A 23,224-nucleotide genomic window follows, 5' to 3' on the forward strand; every position below is an offset into this window, starting at 1 on the left:
ATGTTTATTGGTGCAGGAAGGGGGGCCTTTTGTTCATTTACCCCCCCTGCTTTTTATAACTTTTTCAGCAAACCCTAATTAATTCTAAATCCGAGGATAAATAATCGGTATAAAATTCTTGACATTAAAGTAAAAATTAGCGAAGTTATCATCCAAAAACATGAGCATTGAAAAAGAAATTCAAGTTTTAGCGGCTAAATATGCCGCCGCATTGGAAAAGCAAATTCAATCTAGAATTTCTGAAATGGAGCAGGACGATTTATCCCATTTTTTAATTTATCAGGTTCTGGGAGTAACTGATACAGAAGGTCGCCTGATTGATATTTATCAAAATAAAGGTCGTTTTTTATATAAATATGCAGGTTCTTTTTTAGAAAACGCCACGAAGCTCTGTTTTCTTTACAGCTTTCCTCAATCTGGTTCTATTAGAATTCCGAATACAAAAGGTACTCGCCCAAAAACATTTGAAATTGACTGCTTAGAGGGTAATAATGCCATTGAAATTAAGTGGCGGGATGCCACCACCGATGGCGACCATATCACCAAAGAACATACCCGAATTAGCGTTATAGCGGCAGCGGGATACAAGCCAATTCGCATCATGTTTTATTATCCTAATAGAACTTAAGCTAAAAGAGTCCAACAAACCCTAGAAACACTTTATCAAGGAATCGGCGGTGAATATCATTATGGTGATTCCGCATGGCAGTATGTAAAAAATCGCCCCAATATTGATATGCTAGAAATCCTACAAAAAATTGCCAAAAGAAATACTGGAACAGTATGAACATGAAAGTCTTACAAGGCGATTGCCTGAAACTTTTAGAACCCATTCCGGATGAATCCGTTGATGCCATCTATCTGGACCCGCCATTTTTTACCGAAAAAACCCATAAACTGAAAACCCGCGATGGCAGTAAAGAGTTTTCTTTTGATGACTTATGGGGTTGCCATCAAAACTATGCCAAGTTTCTTTATGAGAGACTGGTTCAATTCCACAGAGTCCTCAAGTCTTCAGGTAATATTTTTTTTCATTGTGATGCTACCGCAAATTACCTGATTCGGTCCCTGTTAAATGAAGTATTTGGACCCGACCAATTTAGGTCTGAAATTATTTGGTATTACAAACGCTGGTCTAATTCAAAAAAAGGATTATTACCCGCTCATCAAACAATTTATTTTTATTCAAAAACCGATTCATTTACATTTAATACCTTCTATACCAGTTATTCTGAATCGACCAATGTAGACCAAATCTTACAGAGGCGATCGCGAGATGCACAAGGCAAAACCGTTTATGCCCGAGATGAACAGGGGGAAGTCATTCTCAATGATAGCAAAAAAGGCGTTCCCTTGTCGGATGTTTGGGAAATTCCCTACCTCAATCCTAAAGCAAAAGAACGAGTGGGTTATCCCACCCAAAAGCCGATTCTACTCCTGGAACGCATCATCGAAATTGCCACCAATCCGGGCGATTTAATCCTAGACCCCTTTTGCGGCAGCGGAACAACTTTGGTGGCAGCGCAACTTTTGGGCCGCCAAGGAATCGGGATGGATATTTCTGCTGATGCAGTTGACTTGACTCAACAACGGCTCATTAATCCCATCAGAACCGATTCAAATTTGCTTAAAAAAGGGCGTAAATCTTATTTAACTTCGGACCCGGACGCCTTAGCCTTTTTACAAGGATTAGATGCTATTCCAGTTCATAGAAATAAGGGCATTGATGCCATCCTTAAACAACAATTCAAGGATAAACCCGTTTTGGTACGAGTCCAAAAATCGGGAGAATCCTTACTTGATGCAGTCCTGTTGTTATCAAAAGCTGCTCAAACTAAAGGGTCTCAATGTTCTATCTTGATTCGGACTCAACTCAAGGAAGCGGTCCCTAAAGAAGTCATTCCCTCTTCTATTCAAATCATTGATGCCCCGGCCTTGAAAGTTGCACAAATTCTGCATGATTTTGCCAACACTTCTATTTTAGGGTGAAAGTGAGCTAAAGCGATTTTTAACTCTCCAAAAGTTAAGATAGAAAGTTTACATCCTTTTATATTCAACTCGCAGAGGGGTGGCACAATCCCGGTTCCAGCCCCCTAATTTCCCTGAAAAAGGGGGATTTTTTAAGATTCTGCAATAGTTTAAATAGCCTAGACTTGACTCACTTAAAGGCAAAACTGGGAGAGAGACTCCCGGATAGGAAAAATTTGTAAAAAAAGTTATTTAATCATCCGGATTGGGAATACTTAAAAAATAGCATAAAATTGCTACATCGTGGGGCCATGATGACTCTAAACCGGGGACCCTCTAAGGCGTTAGGAGTGAATTCAATCAGTCTAACCAGAAACGGGGTTTCACCGCCCAACCACGCTTTTTTGTTTTAAAAAAGCCGGATGTATGGCACTAATTTGGTGAAATTCCCTGATTGTTTACCCCTATCTACTGGATCGTTGGGTGCATCTCATTGCTGTTTCATGTTGTATTCACTAACTTTATCGATTGGGATACTCATTGGATATGAACAAAATGTGGGTGCTATTTGTTGCGATGTTGTCTGTTCCGGGAGTTGAAACGGGCAAATGCCTTGCCCAGGCGATCACCCCTGCCGGGGATGGGACAGGAACTCTGGTGACCCCAGAGGGGAATCGCTTTGAGATTATGGGGGGACAGCGATCGCCGGATGGGGTCAATTTGTTCCACAGTTTTGAACATTTCAATCTCGATGCGGGACAAATTGCCAATTTCCAATCGTTGCCCGAGATTCAAAATATTTTGGGACGAATCACCGGGGGAAATGCCTCCTATATTAATGGATTAATTCAAATAACCGGCGGCCCTTCAAATCTGTTTTTAATGAATCCTGCTGGTATCTTATTTGGGTCAAATGCCCAGTTAAATTTACCCGGGGATTTGACGGTGACGACGGCAACCGGGATTGGATTTGGCAACCATTGGTTTAATGCAACCGGGGATAACAATTGGGCGAATTTGGTCGGAACTCCGTCTCAGTTTGCCTTTAATCTTGCTGAACCTGCGGCCATTGCTAATTTAGGTCACTTAAATCTTGCGGATGGACAGCATTTAAGTTTAATTGGGGGAACGGTTTTAAATGCCGGAACCCTGGAATCGAGAGGGGGTCAAATTACGATCGCCGCTGTACCTGGGGAAAGTGTGGTGCGGATTTCCCAACCGAATCATCTGCTGAGTTTAGAAATTGCTGCAACTCCTCCGGAAGGGGGTCAAACCCCAAATTTTTCCTCGGAAATCACTCCGATGTCTTTACCGGAATTACTCACAGGCGGTAATGTTTCTCATGCCAATCAGGTAGAAGTTCAAGGGGACGGCAGTATTGCCTTATCTGGTTCTAAAATCAATCATTCCGTGGAATTGGGAGATGCGATCGCCTCGGGAACCCTGGAGGTTTCCGGAGAAATGGGCGGTGAAGTGACAATCCTGGGAGAACGAATCGCAGTAATGGATGCCACCATTAATGCCAATGGTACTTCTGGTGGGGGTGATATTCGGATTGGGGGTGAGTTCCAAGGAGGGGGAACGATTCCGAATGCACGCCGCACGTTTGTCAATTCGTTCTCGGCGATTTCCGCTGATAGTTTAGTCCAAGGGGATGGCGGGCGAATTATCGTTTGGGGGGACGAAACCACCCGATTTTATGGTAATATTACAGCGCAAGGTGGGTTACAAGGCGGCAATGGTGGATTTGCCGAAGTCTCCGGAAAGCAGTATTTAGACTTTGCTGGAACGGTTAATTTATCCTCACCGATGGGGAATTTAGGGACTTTACTTTTAGACCCAATTAATATCGAAGTTGTCGTAGGTCCAAACAATCCTGGGGAGTTAGCGGCGAACGACCACTTTGCCGATCCGGGTGCTAATAATACTATTAATAATGGAACGATCGCCGCTGCCACAGCGGATGTGTTTTTACAAGCAAGTAATGATATTACGTTTAATGCACCGATTAATATTGCTACCCCAGGGGTAGGACTTGTGGCCGATGCAGGTAATAATATTCGGGTTAATCAAAATATTACGACTAATGGCGGTCCGGTTAGCTTTTTTGCTGACGGTAACCTGAAGATTGTCAATGCAACGATCGCAACAAACGGCGGTGATTTTATCGGATCGGGTACTGGAACTACCGGGGTTTCCCGAGTGGGGGTAGATCTCTTCAATAGTGCGATCCTCGCAGGCGGGGGGAACATTCAATTAACGGGAATCGGAGGGACGGATCCTACCAATAACTATGGGGTGCAACTGCTGAATGGGAGTCGATTGCAAACCACGGATACGGGAACGATTAACATCGCCGGAAGTGGTGGGTTAGGTTTGGATGGGGGACATACTGGACTCTGGATGGATGCGAGCACCATTGAACATACGGGGTCGGGAGAAATTATACTTCAGGGAACGGGTGGGGACTCTACGGGGACGGGAATTGCCACGTTCAGCAATAATGGCATTCGGATTGCGTCGAATTCCGTGGTGAGTTCCACCTCGGGAGATATTCTGTTAACGGGGAAGGGTGGAAATGGGGACTATGGCAATCATCGAGCACTTACTGTTACCAATGGGACTCGGATCCAAACTGGGGGAACCGGGACGATTACGTTTTCTGCAATTGGGGGTAACAGTACCAGTGATGGGGGGAATTTTGGCCTCCTCATTTCTGGGGTGAATACCCAAGTTTCTGCGGTTGATGGTAATATCAATTTGAATGGAATCGGTGGCGATAGTGGCGGAGTATTAGGCAGTAATCGCGGGATTTCGATACAAGATAATGCGATTATTCAAACAACCGGAATTGGGGATATTGATATTACCGGAACTGGGGGGTTCGGGAATACTTATAACGAAGGGATTTACCTGTTTAACAGTGCCACAATCCAAGCAATGGGAACGGGTAGCATTACGCTGAATGGGACGGGTGGATCTGGTAGTAGCAATAATTTCGGTATCCTTGCGTCAGGTACTGAACCGATTGTGCGGACTGGAGACGGCAATATTTTGCTCAGAGGAACAGGCGCATCGACGGGTATTTTGAACGTGGGTATGTTGTCCTCTAATGTCATGATTGAAACGACGGGGACTGGAGAAATTACGTTAATAGGGGAGGGAACTGGGGGAGGTGACGGGTTAAATTTAGGAAATAGTACCGTAACTGCCAATGGGGGAGGAACGGTGAGATTGCAAGGGGATGAAATTAATCTCACGGGGACAACTGCGATCGCCGGGACGGGAATTCTCCAGGTGGAACCTTTTTCTACAACCATTCCAATTACCGTGGGTGGGGAAATCACTTGGAATACAGCACAATTAAATTTAGAAACTACGGACATTGCTGCGATTAAAAATGGGTTCGATCGCGTCTTTATTGGTTCGCCAACGGGTAGCAATGCCATTACTTTACAAGGAGATGCTACTTTTAATTCTTCCGTCACCATTCAAGCGCCAGGTGCAGGGGGGAGCATCGCTTATACTGGGGGGACGTTATCCGGTGCAAATCAGTCTGCGATCGCCTTGGTTGCTGATGGAAATGTCGCCGCGAGTAATATCACCACTCCGGGCGGTACGATAGAAATTACCAGTAATACCGGGAATATCACTACGGTTGCCGGGACTACCCTCAATACCAGTACCACCACAGGAGATGGCGGTGCAATTACCCTCTCTGCACCGAATGGTAACATCGCCGTCAGTAATCTGACAACCGCAACGACGGATAGCGCTAGTACCAGTCAGGCGGGACCGATTACCCTCACTTCTGGGACGGGAAGCATTACCCTGAATGGGAATATTAATACATCAGCAACCGCAGGTAGTGGCAGTGCGATCGCCTTTGCCGGGGATGTCACCCTGACTCAACCTACCACCACCCTCACCTCCTCGGGAACCGCAGGGGGTGGAGAGATTACCTTTAACCAAACCCTGAACGGGACTAACCCAGGGACGGAAAGTTTAATCTTAAATGCGGGTTCCGGCAATATTTCAATTCTGGGTCCCGTTGGCAATCTCACCCCCCTTGCTGCCTTTACCTTGAATAGTACCGGGACTACTCTCTTGAATAGTCCGATCTCCGTGCAAACCCTCACGACGGATGCGGGGGGGACTACGCAACTGAATCACAATATCACAACCACTGGCGCGATCGCTTTTGGGGATGCGGTCAATCTGGGTCTTTATGCGGTCACTCTCACCAGTGGGGGAAATCCGATTACCTTTGGCAGTACCCTGGATGGGACGCTACCCCTCAACCTGGATGCGGGTCTAGGTGATATCACATTTGTGGGTGCAGTTGGGAGTCAAACGGAGTTAGGTGCAATGACGGTCAACAGTACCGGAACCACGCTATTTAGCAGTTCTGTCAACAGTGCCAGTCTTATAACTTATGCCGGTGGGGTGACGCAAATTAATGGAAATGTTACGACAACGGATGTCCTAGGTCAAGTCTATGGGAATGCGTTGTCCATCATCGGGGATATCATCTTGACGGGAGACGGAATTGAATTTCAGCAGGCGGTTTCAGGAACTGGCAGCTTAACCCTCGCACCTTATACCCTGACTCAGGCGATCACTGTCGGGGGGACAACCGCGAGTGGAGTTGGAACCCTGGACTTAACGGCGGGAGAAATCGGTTTGCTGCAACCCGGATTTACTAAACTCACGATTGGCGGGAGCAATACCAGTGGGTTAATTTCCCTGATAGGTAATCTAGAGTTAAATATTCCCCTCACCCTTCAGGCGCTAGGGTCCGGCGGTGCGATCAATACCACTGGCGGCACTTTAACCGGGAATGCCGCAGCGGCGATCGCCTTGCAAGCGGATGGCACAATTCAGACTGGGAATATTCTCAATTCCAGTGGGACAGTTACCCTGACGAGCAATACCGGCAATATTGATACTTCTGTCGGAACCCTGGATACGAGTTCACCAACTGCCTCCGGTGGCGCGATTACCCTGAATGCTCCCACCGGGATGATTACCCTCGGTGGCATTAATTCCAGTACCACTGCTGCTGATTCGACGACTACTGCTGGAACCGTGATTCTGAATGCGGTATCTGGGGGAATTACTCTCTATGACGATATCAATAGTTCCGCAACCGACGGCAGCGGACTCGATATTATGTTTACGGGAGATGTGACTCTAGCACAATCGGTCCTCCTCAACGCCAGTGGAACCACTGCCAGCGGTAACATTCTGTTTAATCAGCGTCTGAATAGCACGACTGGCAGCGAATCCTTAACCGCTGTCGCCGGTTCTGGGAATGTCACCTTTAGCGGTGCTGTGGGAGATATCAATCCCCTCGCTGACTTAACCGTAAGTAGTACAGGAATGACGCAATTTGGGGGTACAGTCAATGCTCAAACCCTGACAACTAATGCCGGGGGAACCACAACTGTTGGCGGGAATATCACTACCACTGGGGGACAAAGTTATGGCAATCCTGTCTCCATCCTGGGAAATATAACCTTTACCGGAGATGAAATCGACTTTTATAATCCGGTTTCTGGAACCGGGGATTTAATCCTGCAACCGTTTACGCCATCCTTGGCGATCGCCTTGGGTGGCGGATTCGATCCAGGTACGACAACCTTAGATTTAACCGTCACGGATTTAGGATGGTTACAAAATGGGTTTAATTCCCTCACGATTGGACGTGCCAATAGTAGTGGTCCGATCGCCTTATCGGGAAATGTCACGGTTGCCGACCCCCTCACCGTGCGATCGCCACTGAATCCCGGTTCCATTACCACAACTGGATTTACCCTATCCGGAACCGATAATGCTACCCTCACGTTACAATCATCCGGTAATATTACCACAGGTCCGATCTCCACTTCCGGTAATGCGATTACCCTCAACAGTACCACCGGCGCGATCGATACCACCGGGGGAACGCTCAATACTACAGCGGCAACCCAAGGCGGACCCGTCACCCTCACTGCTGCTCAAACCCTCTCTACCGGAGATATCCTCACCTATTCTACTACAACGGGGAACGGTGGTCCGATTTCCCTGAATACCCCCAGTGCGATCGCCACTGGCAGTCTGGATGCGAGTGCAGTGTCTGGAACGGGTGGAACAATTCTCTTAAATGGTAGTACCCTAACTTTCGGCAACATCACGACTACCAATAATACTATCAATCTCAATGCACCCGTTACCCTTGCCACCGATGCCACCATCCAAATTACCGGAAACGGGGGTGCAATCGCCTTTGCCAGTACCCTAGATGGCAGTCGCAACTTAACCCTCAATGCTGGAAATGGTCCGATTACCTTCCAGGGTGCGATCGGGAGTCTCAATCCCTTGCAGAATCTAACTGTGATTACCACAGGTACAACCGCCATCGCCAATCAAATTACGGTCAATAATACCCTCGATTTTACCGCAGCAACCGGGGGAACCCAACTCACTACCGATGTTGCCATCACTGCCAATACCGGGAATATCCTCTTGCAAAACAGTTCGATATCTGGTGCAAATCGTCAGTTAACCTTATCTGCACCCACCGGAACCATTTCCCTGGATGCGATCGGCAGCAATGGCAATGAATTAGGCGCTTTGACGATTGAAAGTGCTGCCATCCTCAATCTCTTTGGCAATATCTATACCAATGGCGGCATCGATTTCACCCAGGCGAACACCATCAACCTTCCGGGAAGCGGAATTATCTTAGAAACCGATAGTGATAACGGCAGTCTTACTACAACCGGGGTCTCTGTCAATGGTCCCGGTTTCCTCACGGTAAATGCAGGCACTGGCAATGTAGAATTCGGCACTCTGGGTAATAGTACCCCGCTTGCTGGAATAACAGTCAATGCCGCCACTGTTAATGCTCCCTCAGCAATTACAGTAGGTACAGGCGGCATGACGATCAACGCCAGTGGTGCGATCGCCACAGGCAGTCCAATCACAGCAACAGGTATTGTTAATTTTACCGCCAACACAGATATCACGACTCAGGCAATTACTGGAACTGACATTACTCTAACCAGTAACAACGGTGCGATCGCCATTAGCGATGGAATGAGTGCATCGGGTGCTGTTGCTGTTAATGCTGACAAAGATATCAATACTCAGGCGATTACGGGGACTGACATTACTCTAACCAGTAACAACGGTGCGATCGCTACAAGCAGTCCCATCACAGCAACAGGTGCTGTTAATTTTACCGCCAACACAGATATCAATACTCAGGCGATTACGGGAACTGGCATTACTCTAACGAGCAATACAGGTGCGATCGCTACAGGCAGTCCAATCACAGCAACAGGTATTGTTAATTTTACCGCCAACACAGATATCACGACTCAGGCGATTACGGGGACTGACATTACTCTAACGAGCAATACAGGTGCGATCGCCATTAGCGATGGAATGAGTGCATCGGGTGCTGTTGCTGTTAATGCTGACAAAGATATCAATACTCAGGCGATTACGGGGACTGACATTACTCTAACCAGTAACAACGGTGCGATCGCTACAAGCAGTCCCATCACAGCAACAGGTGCTGTTAATTTTACCGCCAACACAGATATCAATACTCAGGCGATTACGGGAACTGGCATTACTCTAACGAGCAATACAGGTGCGATCGCCACAGGCAGTCCAATCACAGCAACAGGTATTGTTAATTTTACCGCCAACACAGATATCACGACTCAGGCAATTACTGGAACTGACATTACTCTAACCAGTAACAACGGTGCGATCGCTATTGATGATGGAGTGAGTGCATCGGGTGCTGTTGCTGTTAATGCTGACAAAGATATCAATACTCAGGCGATTACGGGAACTGGCATTACTCTAACCAGTAACAACGGTGCGATCGCTACAAGCAGTCCCATCACAGCAACAGGTGCTGTTAATTTTACCGCCAACACAGATATCAATACTCAGGCGATTACGGGAACTGACATTACTCTAACGAGCAATACAGGTGCGATCGCTATTGGTGATGGAGTGAGTGCATCGGGTGCTGTTGCTGTTAATGCTGACAAAGATATCAATACTCAGGCGATTACGGGAACTGGCATTACTCTAACCAGTAACAACGGTGCGATCGCCACAGGCAGTTCCATTACAGCAACAGGTGCTGTTAATTTTACTGCCAACACAGATATCAATACTCAGGCGATTACTGGAACTGACATTACTCTAACCAGTAATACAGGTGCGATCGCTACACAAGGTCCCATAACCTCAGCAGGAACCGTTAATTTTACCGCACCTAATGATGTTACCACCCAGGATATTCGTGCCAGAAACATTAATATTACCAGCACCAACGGCAATCTCAACCTGGGAAATCTTAATACTGCCTCTACCACAGCGGCAGGAGGGTATATTTTCCTAACCAGCAATACGGGTGCGATCGCCACGGGTCATCTTACCTCATCTGGTGCCACCGATGGCGGCGAAATTTTTGTCAATGCTTCTACTCAAATTACTGCTGGGGAAATTAATTCCAGTGGTACATCCGGTGTCGGGGGAAACGTTACCCTAGATCCATCGGGGGATATCCAAGTCACTTGGATCAACAGCGAAGGTGCAACCCAAGGCGGTTTTGTTGATATTACCACCGGACGCTTTTTCCGCGCCACGGGAAGTTTTACCAATCGGCAAGGCAATTCCGCCAGTATCTCATCCCTAGGCGGGAACGGGGGACCAGTTACCATTCGACATGGCGGTAACGGGATCACCCCCTTTATCGTTGGAGATGGCACAAATAATGGCACTGCTGCACAGATTACCACCGGCAGCAGCGCGATCGCCTCGGGTTCGTTTCTTTATACCTTTACCCAAGGCAATATCGGCATTATTTCCGTTCCCGAACCCCCGCCACCCGTAGAAACCCCAGTGCCATCAGAAGAAGTACCAGCGCCAGTAGAAACCCCACTCACCCCCACCCCTGCGCCAGTACAAACCCCACGGGGAATAGTGGTACCTGTCAATCCAATATTGCCAGAGGAATTACCTCCGCAGACAGCGCAACCGGAAGAAGGTTTACCCATCAATGTACCGACTGCTCCCCGGGTTCCCCAAGAAAGAGCGCCGATCGCTCAACTTTCCACGGAACAACCAGGGTCGTCACCCCAGGAACAGGCACAACCGCCAGTCTCCCGAACCCAGGAACAGGGACAACCCCGAGATTTTGAACCCCAATCCCCGGAATCAATGACGATCGCCCTTTTAGAGGATGCCACGGGAATCTCCTTATCCCCTCTCATCCCGATCGTCTCACTAGAAACGCGATCGCCGATGGATCTCTCCATCGAATCCACAACCGAATCTACAACTGAATCCGCGATCGTCAACTTTCCCGAAGACTATCGCAAAAACCCCCTTTCTCCCCTAGAGAATCCAGGATTCTATTCTAGGGAGCAAATTTTATCCTTAGAACCCAGTCTCGACCCTCAGTTTAGCCTAACGTACCACGAATTAGGGCGAGAACGCATGGATGCCGAGTACGATTCTCTGAATTCCGACTCAACGATCGCACGATTGGAAAACCAGTATAGTCCAACTTCAAGTGCTATCTCTCCTCCGGAAGCACAAATCTCCGGCAGCAACACCCCCCAAACTAGCACGGATTCCAACTCTAATTCTACCGCCATCAGCGCAAAAATTGATCGCATTTTTGAAGAAAATAATCCCGAGGCATCCATCTGGACCATCGAACAACTCAGAAACCAAGAATTTGGACAATATTTGGGAGTAACCGCTAACTTAGCTCAACAAAGTATCGCACTCAAATACTTTCAAGAAGTCTTGCAAACTATTGAGCGGCAAACTGGAAAACAGGCAGCGATTATTTATGCGATCGCTCGCGAATCTCAACTTGAACTGATCTTAGTTCCTCCCGTTGGGAATCCAATTCGCTACAGCGTTCCGGAAGCACCCCGAGAAACTCTCTTGGCAGAGGCAAACGAATTTCGGCAATCCCTCACCGATCCGAAACAACGTCATAACACCCGCTACTTGCGATCGGCGCAACAACTCCATGACTGGTTGATTGCACCGATGGAACAAGACTTACAAAAACTAGGAATTTCCACCTTAATGTTTTCCCTGGACCCTGGATTGCGAAGCATTCCCCTTGCCGCCTTGCATGATGGTGAAAAATTCCTAATTGAAACCTACAGTTACAGTTTAATCCCCAGCTTTAGTTTAACGAACCACATCTATAAACCCCTAGAAAATGTCGAAGTATTGGCTATGGGAGCATCCGAATTTTCCCATCATAAAGCATTACCTGGCGTTCCCTTAGAATTAGAGGCGATCGCCTCCGAAAGTTGGCCGGGTAAATCCTTCCTCAATCAACAGTTTACCCGAGAAAATCTCCTCACTCAACAAGAATCGGAAGCTTTTAGTATCATTCATCTGGCTACCCATGCCGAATTTCTTCCCGGCAACGCCTCCAATTCTTACATTCAGTTGTGGGATAATCAGCTCTATCTGGATGAAATTCCCAGCTTAAACTGGGATAACCCGCAAGTTGAACTTGTAGTATTAAGTGCCTGCCGTACCGCATTAGGAGATGAAGAAGCCGAGTTAGGATTTGGCGGATTAGCAGTCCAATCCGGGGTGAAAACTGCCGTAGCATCCTTATGGTATGTCAGCGATGAAGGCACCTTAGGATTAATGAGAGATTTTTATCACCATCTGCGGACTTCTCCCCTAAAAGCCGAAGCATTAAGGCAAGCACAAATAAACATGATTCATAACACTATCCGCATTGAAAATGGTCAATTACTCAATGCATCGGGAACTCTGCAGCTTCCTCCAGAATTATCCCATTTGAGTAACTTCAACCTATCCCATCCTTATTATTGGTCAGGATTTACGGCGATCGGCAGTCCTTGGTAAGAAACCCCTGAATGAGTCGGGTTAATTTTCACAATTATCAGAAACCGTTTAGTGAGTTTAAACCTTTTTAGAAAAACCAACCTTTTTAGAGCTAATTTTAAGTTGGGTAAGTCACTTTTTTAATTCCCACTCCGGGTTAATTAAAAATCTTTTAGTTTGAGACTTTTTGGACTTAAGTACAAGGCTAATAGTAGGGTTTATTCTAGAAAATATTCGCGGGTTGGAAAGGGTAAAATCTGGTTATGCTTAAATTGGGATCGAACCGAAATTTACACAGGATGGGCAGGGGTTAAACGTTGGCAGCCTAACAAAATCAAGTCTTCTTTAATACCAAATCCGGTTGTAAAAAACCTATTTTACTCTTGTAGTTAAAAGTAGGCCCTTCGACTCCCCCTTCGACTCCGTCGAAGGGCCTACTCGTTTTTAAAGATCTATCACAACCGAATTCCGTATAAGACGAATAAAAGTTTTATTCAGTGGGGTTTTTAGTCAGTTGAAAACCGACGTAGTGGCGAGAACGCGAAGCGCCACTACAGGCCGCCAATTGTTTTAACTCCCGCCGGTGTTGAACTTCGCCCAGGGGGTTTGCTGAAAAAGAGTATTATTTCCCCACAGTTTGGGGAATCAAAATCGTTCGGCTGCCCAACTTTTCATCAAACCCCAGATTGTTTTTCAAGGCAATTAAATCCCAGTATTCAAACGTATCAAATCCCAAGGTTTTCTGGGACAATTGCGGTAATGTGTCTTCCGGTTGAACTTGATAGGAAACCCAGGTATAGGTTTTGCCATCTAGGGTAAAACTGGGAGACCTTTCCAACCACTGCTGATATCGGTTATCTCGATTGAGGTCTAGGCGAGATGCCATCTGATGCAGGGCTTTTTGCCAGAGTTGATATCCCGCTTGGCTCAAATGGATTCCGTCCGTGGTTAACTCGCGCCGTAACATATCTTCGTCGTTGGTAAAGCCGGAATTGAGGTCAAAATAGATTGCGCCTTCGGATTTGGATATTGCCGCGAGTTCGAGATTAATTTTACGAATTCTGGTATTAGGAAGTGCCGCCAGTCGGGTGGGTAAAATCGATTGCACCACCACTTTAGCTGGGGGGTGAATCAGTTGCAGTTCCCGGACTGTATAATAAATATTATCTGCTATACTGGCATCCGGTCTACCCTGACGCAAATCGTTAATGCCTGCTAGGATATAAATGGTATGAGGTTTGGTCTCGGAAAATGTCCACAATCGCTTTAAAATTCCGCTGGTATTATCCCCGGAAATTCCTTGATTGAGCCACAGTCTTCCCTGCGGCATGAGTTCGGGGGGAAACCACATTGAAATCGAATCCCCTAATAAAACCGACAACCGATTAGAACCCTGTCCCTTGGTAAGTGCTTGCGCTTCCCAAGCTAAGAGATTGGTCCAATCCTGATAGGTGGGTTGGCCGATCGCCTGTTCCCATACTGATTTAAAGCTATCCGGTGGGAGGAGGGTATAAGTCCTACCCACTTTTAACCCTTCTACTCGTTGTAAATACATTTGAATTCCAGAAGCCGGTCGATTCATGAGTAAGCCCTCACTATGCCTGGAATTCTAAGATAAGGGAGTGAATTGGGATTGAGTTGAGGCAGTGGACATTTTCTCAAGCGGCTGTTTTTGGGGCGATCGCCAAGAGGGAACCCCACCCTAACCCTCCCCAAGACACAGGGGAGGGGACCGGAGATGCTGTTAATTGTAAAAAACCTGTTGTTGTAAGTCTGAAACTCACCCTATTTTTTCAGTTTATATGCCTGTCGCAATTCGACTAATGCCGTCTGGGATAGTCCAGATTTCAGCGCACGAATCAACAATCCCCAAGCCTGCAACTGTTCTAATCGCTGGGATTTTTGGAGTTGAATCTGATAAAATTGTGTCCAAAACTCCGGTGCATAATGACTCCGCCACCCTTTGCGCCAGCGTTGATGCCACCGCGCCAAATCCGGCAGGGTCGGAGATGCCACTCCCAAAATTGGCGGAAAGTCGGCATAACTCACAAACCGACTCACGCCTTTGCCATGCACATAGACAACGTAACGCATACAATCAATCCGATAGATATCGGCTTCTGAGATGCCAAACATTAGGGCCACTGTCTCTTCTGTGACAAACCGCGCCAGGGGATGCAGGATGTCCGAGGTGTGGTTAATTTTAGATTCGCGGATAACTGGCGAAGAGGGCTGGTAGTTTGATATCATGATGGATAACCTAAATAGAGGGTCCCCTCGATAGATGGTCCCTAACTTGGATTGATAATTACTGTCTGAGATAGACACTTGATTGTCTTTTAGGTTGACTGGGTTGGATAGTTACGGGGTTTAAAAGCCAATGGCTTGAACCTGGTTCTACTGTCCAGTCTGGTTTTAGAAGCGATCGCCTGTTAGTTTTCCAGACCTGGAGGCGATCGCTTTTATTTCTGCATTGATTTATTAAAAGATATCCTCTTATCGTTTGTCAAGTAAATTGTGGGTTTAGTTAGATTAAGGATTCGCGAGTTTGCGAATGAGAAGGGATGGAACCTCAAAGAAGTGTCGGACCGTTCGGGTTTGGTGTACAGTACGGTGCGGCATTATGCCCGATCGCCAGGACTAGCGCTGGTAGATTTTACTGCAATTCACAAGCTGGCTCGGACTTTTGATGTTCTGATAGAAGACTTGGTGGAAATTGTGGAAGAATAGGAAACCGGCAGGGTCTCCCTTTCGGGTTCTTGACGCCGAGGCAGTGAATCCTCCATTCAGACTCTCATCTAACCCAGGGGTGACGGGCGATCGCCTGTTAATTTTCCAGACCTGGGGGCGATCGCTTTTTCAGATAAAGCTATATTAAGATGCAAACGCATCACTTGTCAAGTATGGGATTAGTCAGACTGAGAATTCGGGAATTAGCGGAGGAGAAGGGCTGGACCCTCAAAGAAGTCGCCGATCGCTCCGGTATTGTGTACAGCACAATCAGAAGCTATGCAAGGCGTCCGGCGATCGCCACCGTTGATTTTACCGCCCTCCACAAATTAGCCCGAACCTTCGATGTTCTGATAGAAGACTTGGTGGAAATTATCGAAGAATAGGAAACGGGTTCCGGTGTTCGCCGCCTCTGAGAATAGCCGCGATCGGTTGACAGGATCAGGATTCGCCAAGGGTGGGACTTTACCTGACCCGGATGGAACAGGTGCAATCATGGCACTAAACGCCGATTTGTGCTGTTTTATCTCGCAAATGTATGGAATCAGCAGGCAGAGGCTGCCCTTGTTGAAAAATAGATGGGATGACTTCTAGCTCTACTGAGGCAGATCGCTTAATATATTGGTTTAACTCAGAAAAATACCCGGGGTTCAGGGTTCGGGAATTCTGGGGGGGTTGGGGATTCTGGGGATACCGATCAGAAGGTACGGATCCCTGAATGTAACTGGCATTACATTGGAACTGGAGGGAATTCTCCCATCGAGAGCCAAGTCAGTCTAGGCAAAAGGATCTAGACGATCTCCAGCCACCCCTCGGACCTCATCAATGCCGGTTGATCTCTGAGTCATGTTAAACAGGAAACTCCCTTAACAATCCAACTCAATAAATCGCCATGCCTACTATTCAATCTGGGACTACTCAAGTGGAGCATCAAGAAAACCTAGTTGCACTCAAGTCATACTTTATGACCCTGATTTCCCACGAACTGAGAACTCCCTTAACCACGATCTTATTATCCGCTGATTTACTTGAATGTTATAGCACGAGCTGGTCTGATGAGAAAAAACTCAAGCACGTTCAGCAAATCCAAACTGCTGCTATGGAAATCACGAAGCTGATTGAGAGTGAACATTTTACAGAAACGCTCCAAAAAGTAGCTAGTGAAATTCACTAACTCTTTTAATAATTTTCAAGCCTCTTCTACTCCCTTTCGTTGTAGGGAAGTTGACCGCCTTCGTTGAAAACCGCTGCTCTATAAATCCCCAGGAAACGGGGAGAACCTGAAGCGATCGCCCCGATGATGCCTGTCCCGCCCAGGACTTGACTCCTGGTCACCCGCATGATTAGGGCGCTCACGACGGTGAAGCGGCGATCGCACAAAAAAACCCCCAAATGGGGGCAAATCTCATCAACCAGGAGGGATAACATCCCGATTAGAACAAATACAGAATTGTAAACAACACAATCCAGACCACATCAACAAAGTGCCAGTATAATTCTGCTGCTTCTGGTCCAAAGTGACTTTCACTAGAATAATGACCCGCCTTCAGGGATTTCCATAAGACTGCCAAAATTAACAGCAACCCAAAGGTAACGTGCAATCCGTGAAAGCCAGTTAGCACATAAAACGTGCTGGTAAAGATATTATCCGCCAGACCAAAGCCGGTATGAAAATATTCATACAACTGGCCCACGAGGAACACCGCCCCCATGAGTGCCGTTAGCCCGAACCAAAATCTCAGACCCTTGACATCATTTTTCTTAATCGCCGCATTGCCGCGATTCATCACAAAACTGCTGGAAATCAGGATAATCGTATTCACCCCGGGCAGCAACAGTTCCATTTCTGGCGTGCCTTCCGGCGGCCAGTCCGGGGTCACCGAGCGAAAAGTGAGATAAGCGGCGAACAATCCCAAAAAGATCATCGACTCCGCAACCAGAAACATGATGATGCCAAAAATTCGATGATCCGGATGGTCTCCATGATGACCCCCGTGGGTTCCCGCCCCATGTTCAGCTTGTATAGCCGCGTTGCTGGTATCAATTGTCCCTTGCATAAGCGATCGCCTGTTGTAGAGTTTACGAATTGAGTCTGGGATGATTGGGGTCGGGGTTGACCCGACCCCAAAAAACGCAGTTGCGCGGTTTAGGAAACCGTCGGTCCCCCGGATAACATGGGAGTATTCGCTTGGGACTCAGGCATTGGAATGCCCGAATTGCGATCGCCCATACCGTAATCATAAGGCCCAGTCAAGCGCACAGGTTCCCCAATAAAATTCTCCACCGGCGGAGGGGAAGCCGTCTGCCACTCCATCGTTAAAGCATCCCAGGGATTGCCCGATGCTTTCGCACCCCCAATCCAACTCCACACCGCATTGATAATCAACGGGAAGGTAGAAACCGCCAGGATATAAGACCCCACGGTACAAATTAAATTGACTGTGGCAAACTTGGGGTCATACTCCGCCACCCGGCGAGGCATCCCTTGCAGTCCGAGATAATGCATCGGCAGGAAGCAGAGGTTAAACCCAATGAACGTTAGGACAAAATGCAATTTGCCCAAAAATTCGTTCATCATCCGCCCGGTCATTTTCGGGAACCAGTGATAAATCCCGGCATACAGACCGAAGACGCTGCCGCCAAACAGCACATAATGCAAGTGGGCGACAATGAAATAGGTATCGTGAACGTGAATATCAAACGGGACCGAGGCGATCATAATCCCACTCAGGCCACCGATCACGAACATGGAGACGAAACCCAACCCGAACAGCATGGCGCTGTTGAGGCGAATTTTGCCTCCCCAAACTGTCGCTAACCAGCTAAACACTTTAATTCCCGTGGGAACAGCGATAATCATGGTTGCCACCATGAAGAACATCCGTAACCAACCGGGAGTACCACTGGTGAACATATGGTGCGCCCAGACGATTAAGCCCAGAAAGCTAATAGCCATACTGGAATAGGCGATCGCCTGATAACCAAAAATCGGCTTGCGGGCGTGCACCGGCAAAATATCAGAAATCATCCCAAAAATGGGCAGAATCATGATATAAACCGCCGGGTGGGAATAAAACCAGAACATATGCTGGTAAACCACCGGGTCCCCACCGCCCATTGGATTGAAAAAGGCAGTTCCAGCAATCAAGTCAAACGCCAGAAGAATTAACGCCCCCGCTAACACCGGAGTGGAGATTAAAATCAAAGCCGAAGCGGCCAGCATTGCCCAGCAGAACAAGGGCATATCATTTAATCCCATTCCCGGCATCCGCATTTTCAGGATGGTGGTCAAAAAGTTGATGCCACCCAAAATGGAGGAGGTTCCCAGAATTAGAACGCTCAAAATCCAGATAAATTCTCCGGCTTTTTCCCCAGTGGTGCTTAAGGGGGGATAGGAGGTCCAACCGGCACCAGCGGCACCGACGAAGAAGCTAGATAATAGCAGGATTCCACCGGGGGGAATCAGCCAAAAGGCGATCGCATTCAACCGGGGGAACGCCATATCCCGCGCCCCAATCATCAGGGGAATCAGGTAGTTGCCAAAGGCCCCGGTCCCCGCAGGCACGATCCACAGAAAAATCATGACTGTGGCATGGATCGTAAACAGGCCGTTATAGAGTTCGCGACTGACAAAATCCGAGTCGGGAGTTGCTAGTTCCGTCCGAACAGCAGTGGCTAATGCACCACCAATCAGATAGAAAATGAAGGTGCAGACCAGGTATTGAATCCCGATCACCTTATGGTCCGTACTAAAGCTAAAGTATTCTCGCCAAGGGGTATGTCCACCGGCTTCAACAGCCAGGGTTTCCCCGAGGTTATCGGTTTCGGGTTCGGTTACTTGTGCCATAAATCAATTGTTATTACTGATGCGTCTGTCTTCACTGATTCAGGAAGATCCCGGGTGATGGGTTCTAAGAAATCACCCGTTTAAATCGAGCGATCGCCCAGATGGTGTTCGGCATGGAGTTGTTTGAGTGATTCTCCATCAATCCCCATCTCAGCCGCCAAAGGTTGCAGATAGTCCGTTTCCGACAAGTCTGCCGGATTCAGGGCCACCGTTTCCAGTCCCTCGGATTGGGCCACAATCTGACTTTGTAACCAAGCTTGGAAATCTTCTTCCGTCTGCACAATCACGCGGGTTTTCATCCCGCCATGATAGGACCCACAAAGTTCGGCGCAAACCACAGAGTATTCTCCGACGACTTGGGGCACGAAGCGCAACTCGCTTTCTCGTCCGGGGATGGCGTCTTGTTTCAGTCGAAATTCCGGAATCCACAGGGAGTGGATCACATCACTGGCGCTAATCGTCAATTCCACCTCTTTTCCTGCCGGGAGATGCAATTCTCCAGAGGTCACCCCACTGTTGGGATAGGTGAAAATCCAGGCGAACTGGAGTCCGAGAACGTTGACACTGACAAACGGGTCTTGGCCTTGGGTGCGAGGGGAGGCCCCAACGCCCAGGGCGACCAGTTTACCGGGCGCTTTACTGGGGGCCATTCCGGGTTCGTCCGAGGGTAAGGATGCGGCGATCGCCGCCCCGGCCTGGTGTTTATGGGCAACATGAGACTCATGGGAAGCCATTGGGTCTAGGCCCCCCATTGAGTTGTAAATTTCAAAACTGTAGACCCCGATCCCCATGATGATGACGGCGGGGATCGCAGTCCAGAGAATTTCTAGGGGAACGTTGCCGTGGATGGGGGGCCCATCGGTATTGTCATTGGCCCGTTTTCTAAATTTGAAAATGGAAATCACGATGATCCCCTGCACAATCAGAAACAGACCTGTGGAAATGGTCATCATCGTGTTAAATAGTGCATCAATCCGGGGCGCTTCTTCTGAGGCAGCAACGGGCATGAGACTATGATTCTGGCCGACCCACAAGCTCACCAGGGTGATGGTGATGCCTGCGATCATCGTCCAAATAGCACTGGGTACTTTCAACTTCAACCTCCTTGATGAGAAATTTTGCCGCAGTCGGCGACTCCGAGTGCTGTCTTGCAACAGTTTTTTCTGACTCCACTTGCTAAGTTAGCAATTTTTCGGGTCCGATGTATGGGTTGTGGGTATATTCCGTCCCTCAATTTGTCATAGGGAGAGGATAAATCGGGGGATTTTTGGGGAAGGGTTCAGGGATGGCCCGAGGATTGCACTGTTGTTATCGATGAATGTTTTCGGCAGTGAACGGGGATGACGGTTGAAACCGTCACTACAAACTTGGATGACGGTTGAAACCGTCACTAAGAACGGGGAGGAATGACGGTTGAAACCGTTACTAAGAACTTGGATGACGGTTGAAACCGTCACTACGAACGGGGAGGGATGACGGTTGAAACCGTCACTACGAACGGGGATTTGTGAAGAAAGGTTAACTTTTGGGGAGAGATTGTCAGGAAATCCGGGCAATTTTTCCGGGAGGGAAAATTAGGGAAAAGGCTTGTCGCTCTCGCTTCTGACTCGCTACTGTAGAAAAAGACTGGGGTTGTTTGATTTGGGGGAAAGGATAAACTACATCAGAATAATTACTCAGTGTTACTTTAACATAAGGAACGAAAATGACGCGAAGGAGTAGCAATGATGGCGAACTCAGTCGTTGATCGGCATCCGGCGATCGCACCCACTGACTCCCCCCCTCGGGATCGGATTCGTCGCTTGGTCTGGAAAATTGCGATCGCGACCCTGCTATTAATGGCAGTCGGCAGTGCAACAAGGGTGATGAATGCGGGTCTGGCTTGTCCGGACTGGCCGCTTTGTTATGGTCAGTTAGTCCCCACCCAGCAGATGAATCTTCAGGTGTTCTTGGAATGGTTTCACCGCTTAGATGCGGGATTAATCGGCATCAGCGCGATCGCCTTAGCCGGTTTATCCTGGTGGGACCGACGCGAACTCCCCGGTTGGCTACCCTTTGCCTCCACCGGCGCATTGGGTTTAATCGTTTTTCAAGCCGTCTTAGGCGCACTCACCGTCACCGAACTGCTGCGATTTGACATTGTAACCGCTCACCTGGGAACTGCCCTCTTATTTTTCACCACCCTGTTAATTATCGGCATGGCACTGTTACCCTATCAAGGGACTGGCAGTGTGGGTAAATTACCTTGGATTGGTCTGTTCGGAGCCATTTTTGTCTACGTCCAAAGTTTACTCGGCGGATTAGTCGGTTCCCAATGGGCGCTTCACCAATGTTTCGGCTACAATCAGCTATGCACTGTGATGAACAGTCACATTCTGGGGGTTGTTCCCCCGACTGTCACGATTCTCGCTTTAGTGGTTCTGGCATTCCGAACTCCGGCTTTGCATCCTAAATTACGACAACTCGCAAGATGGGCCGGTATTTTGTTGCTCTTGCAAATTGGATTAGGGATTGCTACCTTTTATGAACATCTGCAAGTGGAACTGCTCACAGTGTCTCACCAAGCCACGGGTGCAGCCTTACTCGGAACCTTGGTGGCGTTTACAGTATTAGCACTGCGCGATCGCGCCGGAAGCGTTCGGGTTTGAAATTTCCATCGTCAACTGTATTTCGATGCAATAGCCCAGCCTCTTGACTGCTGAAAGGAAACAAAACATTTATCATGCAAGAAATCATCGCAACTGGTACACAACGGCATCATGAAACTCTGTTGCAAGTGCTAAAAAGTTACTACCAGTTAACCAAACCTCGAATTATTCTGTTGCTGCTGATTACCACGGCATCCGGTCTCTGGGTCGCGGCTAAGGGAGAAGTTGATCCCCTGTTAGTGTTAGTGACAATGGCGGGCGGGGCTTTAGCTGCCGCTTCCGCGAATACAATTAACTGTTTGTACGATCGCGATATCGATTACATCATGGAACGCACTCGTCATCGCCCCTTACCCTCGGGTCGGGTGCAACCTCGGGATGCGCTAATTTTTGCGATCGCCTTAGCAGTCACTTCCTTTACCCTCCTCACCGTCTTTGCGAACTTACTCGCCGCACTTTTGGCGATGTCGGGAATCGTCTTCTACGTCGCTATCTATACCCATCTCCTCAAGCGTCACAGCACCCAAAATATCGTCATCGGAGGCGCTGCCGGGGCGATTCCCCCGCTAGTCGGTTGGGCGGCAGTTACCGGCGACCTCAGTTGGGCACCTTGGATAATGTTCGCCATCATTTTTCTCTGGACACCGCCCCACTTCTGGGCATTAGCCATGATGATTCGCGATGACTATGCCGCCGTCAATGTCCCCATGTTGCCGGTGATTAAGGGAGATGAAGAAACCGCCCGTCAAATCTGGTATTATACTTTATTGCTTTTGCCATTAACCCTCGGGCTGACTTATCCCTTGCATACCAGTGGAATTGTCTATGCAGCCTTGGCGGTGTTTTTAGGGGCAATTTTTGCCAAGAAAGCCTGGGAACTGTTGCAAGCCCCCACAGACCGAGACAAAGCGCGATCGCTGTTTAAATACTCGATTTTATATCTGATGTTATTATCTGCGGGAATGGTGGTGGATAGTTTGCCCGTGACTCATCAGATGACCACGGCGATCGGTCAAAATGTCCAGGTGTTAATCAGTGCAACTGGCGTGATGTAATGAGTAGTTAATCGCCAATAAAACTAACCCAAATGGGTTAGTAAACCACAGAAATTGTGGGATGGGGTGGGCCA

At 48.0% G+C, this 23,224-nt stretch carries 13 protein-coding genes and 1 pseudogene; 8 read left to right on the plus strand and 6 right to left on the minus strand.

Annotated elements, in window-relative coordinates; translation table 11 throughout:
* The first annotated feature begins 160 nt into the window (after positions 1-160).
* The 3 genes and pseudogenes from NG795_RS17175 (at position 161) to NG795_RS17185 (ending at position 12,891) form a co-directional block, all read left to right on the plus strand.
* Positions 161-787 (plus strand): annotated as a pseudogene (locus tag NG795_RS17175) (ApaLI family restriction endonuclease).
* Positions 788-789: 2 nt separating this feature from the next.
* Complete coding sequence (locus NG795_RS17180) at positions 790-1,989, plus strand: DNA-methyltransferase (protein ID WP_367289870.1); 1,200 nt, start codon at positions 790-792, stop codon at positions 1,987-1,989.
* 525 nt (positions 1,990-2,514) lie between these two features.
* A complete protein-coding gene (locus NG795_RS17185; protein ID WP_367289871.1) occupies positions 2,515-12,891 on the plus strand; it encodes a CHAT domain-containing protein in 10,377 nt (3,458 codons plus the stop codon).
* Between the two features lie 601 nt (positions 12,892-13,492).
* On the opposite strand, the gene NG795_RS17190 is transcribed toward NG795_RS17185, so the two are convergent.
* A complete protein-coding gene (locus tag NG795_RS17190; RefSeq protein WP_367289872.1) occupies positions 13,493-14,452 on the minus strand; it encodes a GDSL-type esterase/lipase family protein in 960 nt (319 codons plus the stop codon).
* Positions 14,453-14,655: 203 nt separating this feature from the next.
* Positions 14,656-15,120, minus strand: a complete 465-nt coding sequence (locus tag NG795_RS17195) for a hypothetical protein (RefSeq protein ID WP_367289873.1) — start codon at positions 15,118-15,120, stop codon at positions 14,656-14,658.
* A 267-nt stretch (positions 15,121-15,387) separates the two neighbouring features.
* On the opposite strand from NG795_RS17195, the gene NG795_RS17200 reads away from it, so the two are divergent.
* From NG795_RS17200 to NG795_RS17210, 3 genes are all read left to right on the plus strand, one after another.
* Entirely contained in the window at positions 15,388-15,600 is a 213-nt protein-coding gene (locus NG795_RS17200) for a helix-turn-helix domain-containing protein (RefSeq protein ID WP_015151896.1), read from the plus strand.
* A gap of 173 nt (positions 15,601-15,773) precedes the next feature.
* The gene (locus tag NG795_RS17205) at positions 15,774-15,986 is read left to right on the plus strand and encodes a helix-turn-helix domain-containing protein (protein ID WP_367289975.1); all 213 of its coding nucleotides are present in this window, start codon (positions 15,774-15,776) and stop codon (positions 15,984-15,986) included.
* A gap of 506 nt (positions 15,987-16,492) precedes the next feature.
* A complete protein-coding gene (locus NG795_RS17210; RefSeq protein ID WP_367289874.1) occupies positions 16,493-16,774 on the plus strand; it encodes a histidine kinase dimerization/phospho-acceptor domain-containing protein in 282 nt (93 codons plus the stop codon).
* Between the two features lie 26 nt (positions 16,775-16,800).
* Here NG795_RS17210 and NG795_RS17215 read toward each other — a convergent pair whose 3' ends face one another.
* The 4 genes from NG795_RS17215 to NG795_RS17230 form a co-directional block, all read right to left on the minus strand.
* The gene (locus tag NG795_RS17215; RefSeq protein ID WP_367289875.1) at positions 16,801-17,028 is read right to left on the minus strand and encodes a hypothetical protein; all 228 of its coding nucleotides are present in this window, start codon (positions 17,026-17,028) and stop codon (positions 16,801-16,803) included.
* 5 nt (positions 17,029-17,033) lie between these two features.
* Positions 17,034-17,657 carry a cytochrome c oxidase subunit 3 gene (locus NG795_RS17220; RefSeq protein WP_367289876.1) on the minus strand — a complete coding sequence of 208 codons (624 nt, stop codon included), beginning with the start codon at positions 17,655-17,657 and terminating at the stop codon, positions 17,034-17,036.
* Between the two features lie 89 nt (positions 17,658-17,746).
* On the minus strand, positions 17,747-19,447 hold the full coding sequence (ctaD, locus tag NG795_RS17225) for a cytochrome c oxidase subunit I (RefSeq protein ID WP_367289877.1): 1,701 nt from the start codon (positions 19,445-19,447) through the stop codon (positions 17,747-17,749).
* Positions 19,448-19,527: 80 nt separating this feature from the next.
* On the minus strand, positions 19,528-20,541 hold the full coding sequence (locus NG795_RS17230; RefSeq protein ID WP_367289878.1) for a cytochrome c oxidase subunit II: 1,014 nt from the start codon (positions 20,539-20,541) through the stop codon (positions 19,528-19,530).
* A gap of 633 nt (positions 20,542-21,174) precedes the next feature.
* Between NG795_RS17230 and NG795_RS17235 the strand changes: the two genes are divergently transcribed.
* Both NG795_RS17235 and NG795_RS17240 read left to right on the plus strand, forming a co-directional pair.
* Positions 21,175-22,095, plus strand: a complete 921-nt coding sequence (locus tag NG795_RS17235; protein ID WP_367289976.1) for a COX15/CtaA family protein — start codon at positions 21,175-21,177, stop codon at positions 22,093-22,095.
* Positions 22,096-22,169: 74 nt separating this feature from the next.
* The gene (locus NG795_RS17240; protein WP_367289879.1) at positions 22,170-23,150 is read left to right on the plus strand and encodes a heme o synthase; all 981 of its coding nucleotides are present in this window, start codon (positions 22,170-22,172) and stop codon (positions 23,148-23,150) included.
* Positions 23,151-23,224: the final 74 nt, after the last annotated feature.

Origin of the sequence: Laspinema palackyanum D2c, assembly GCF_025370875.1 — a bacterium.
Lineage (GTDB): Bacteria > Cyanobacteriota > Cyanobacteriia > Cyanobacteriales > Laspinemataceae > Laspinema > Laspinema palackyanum.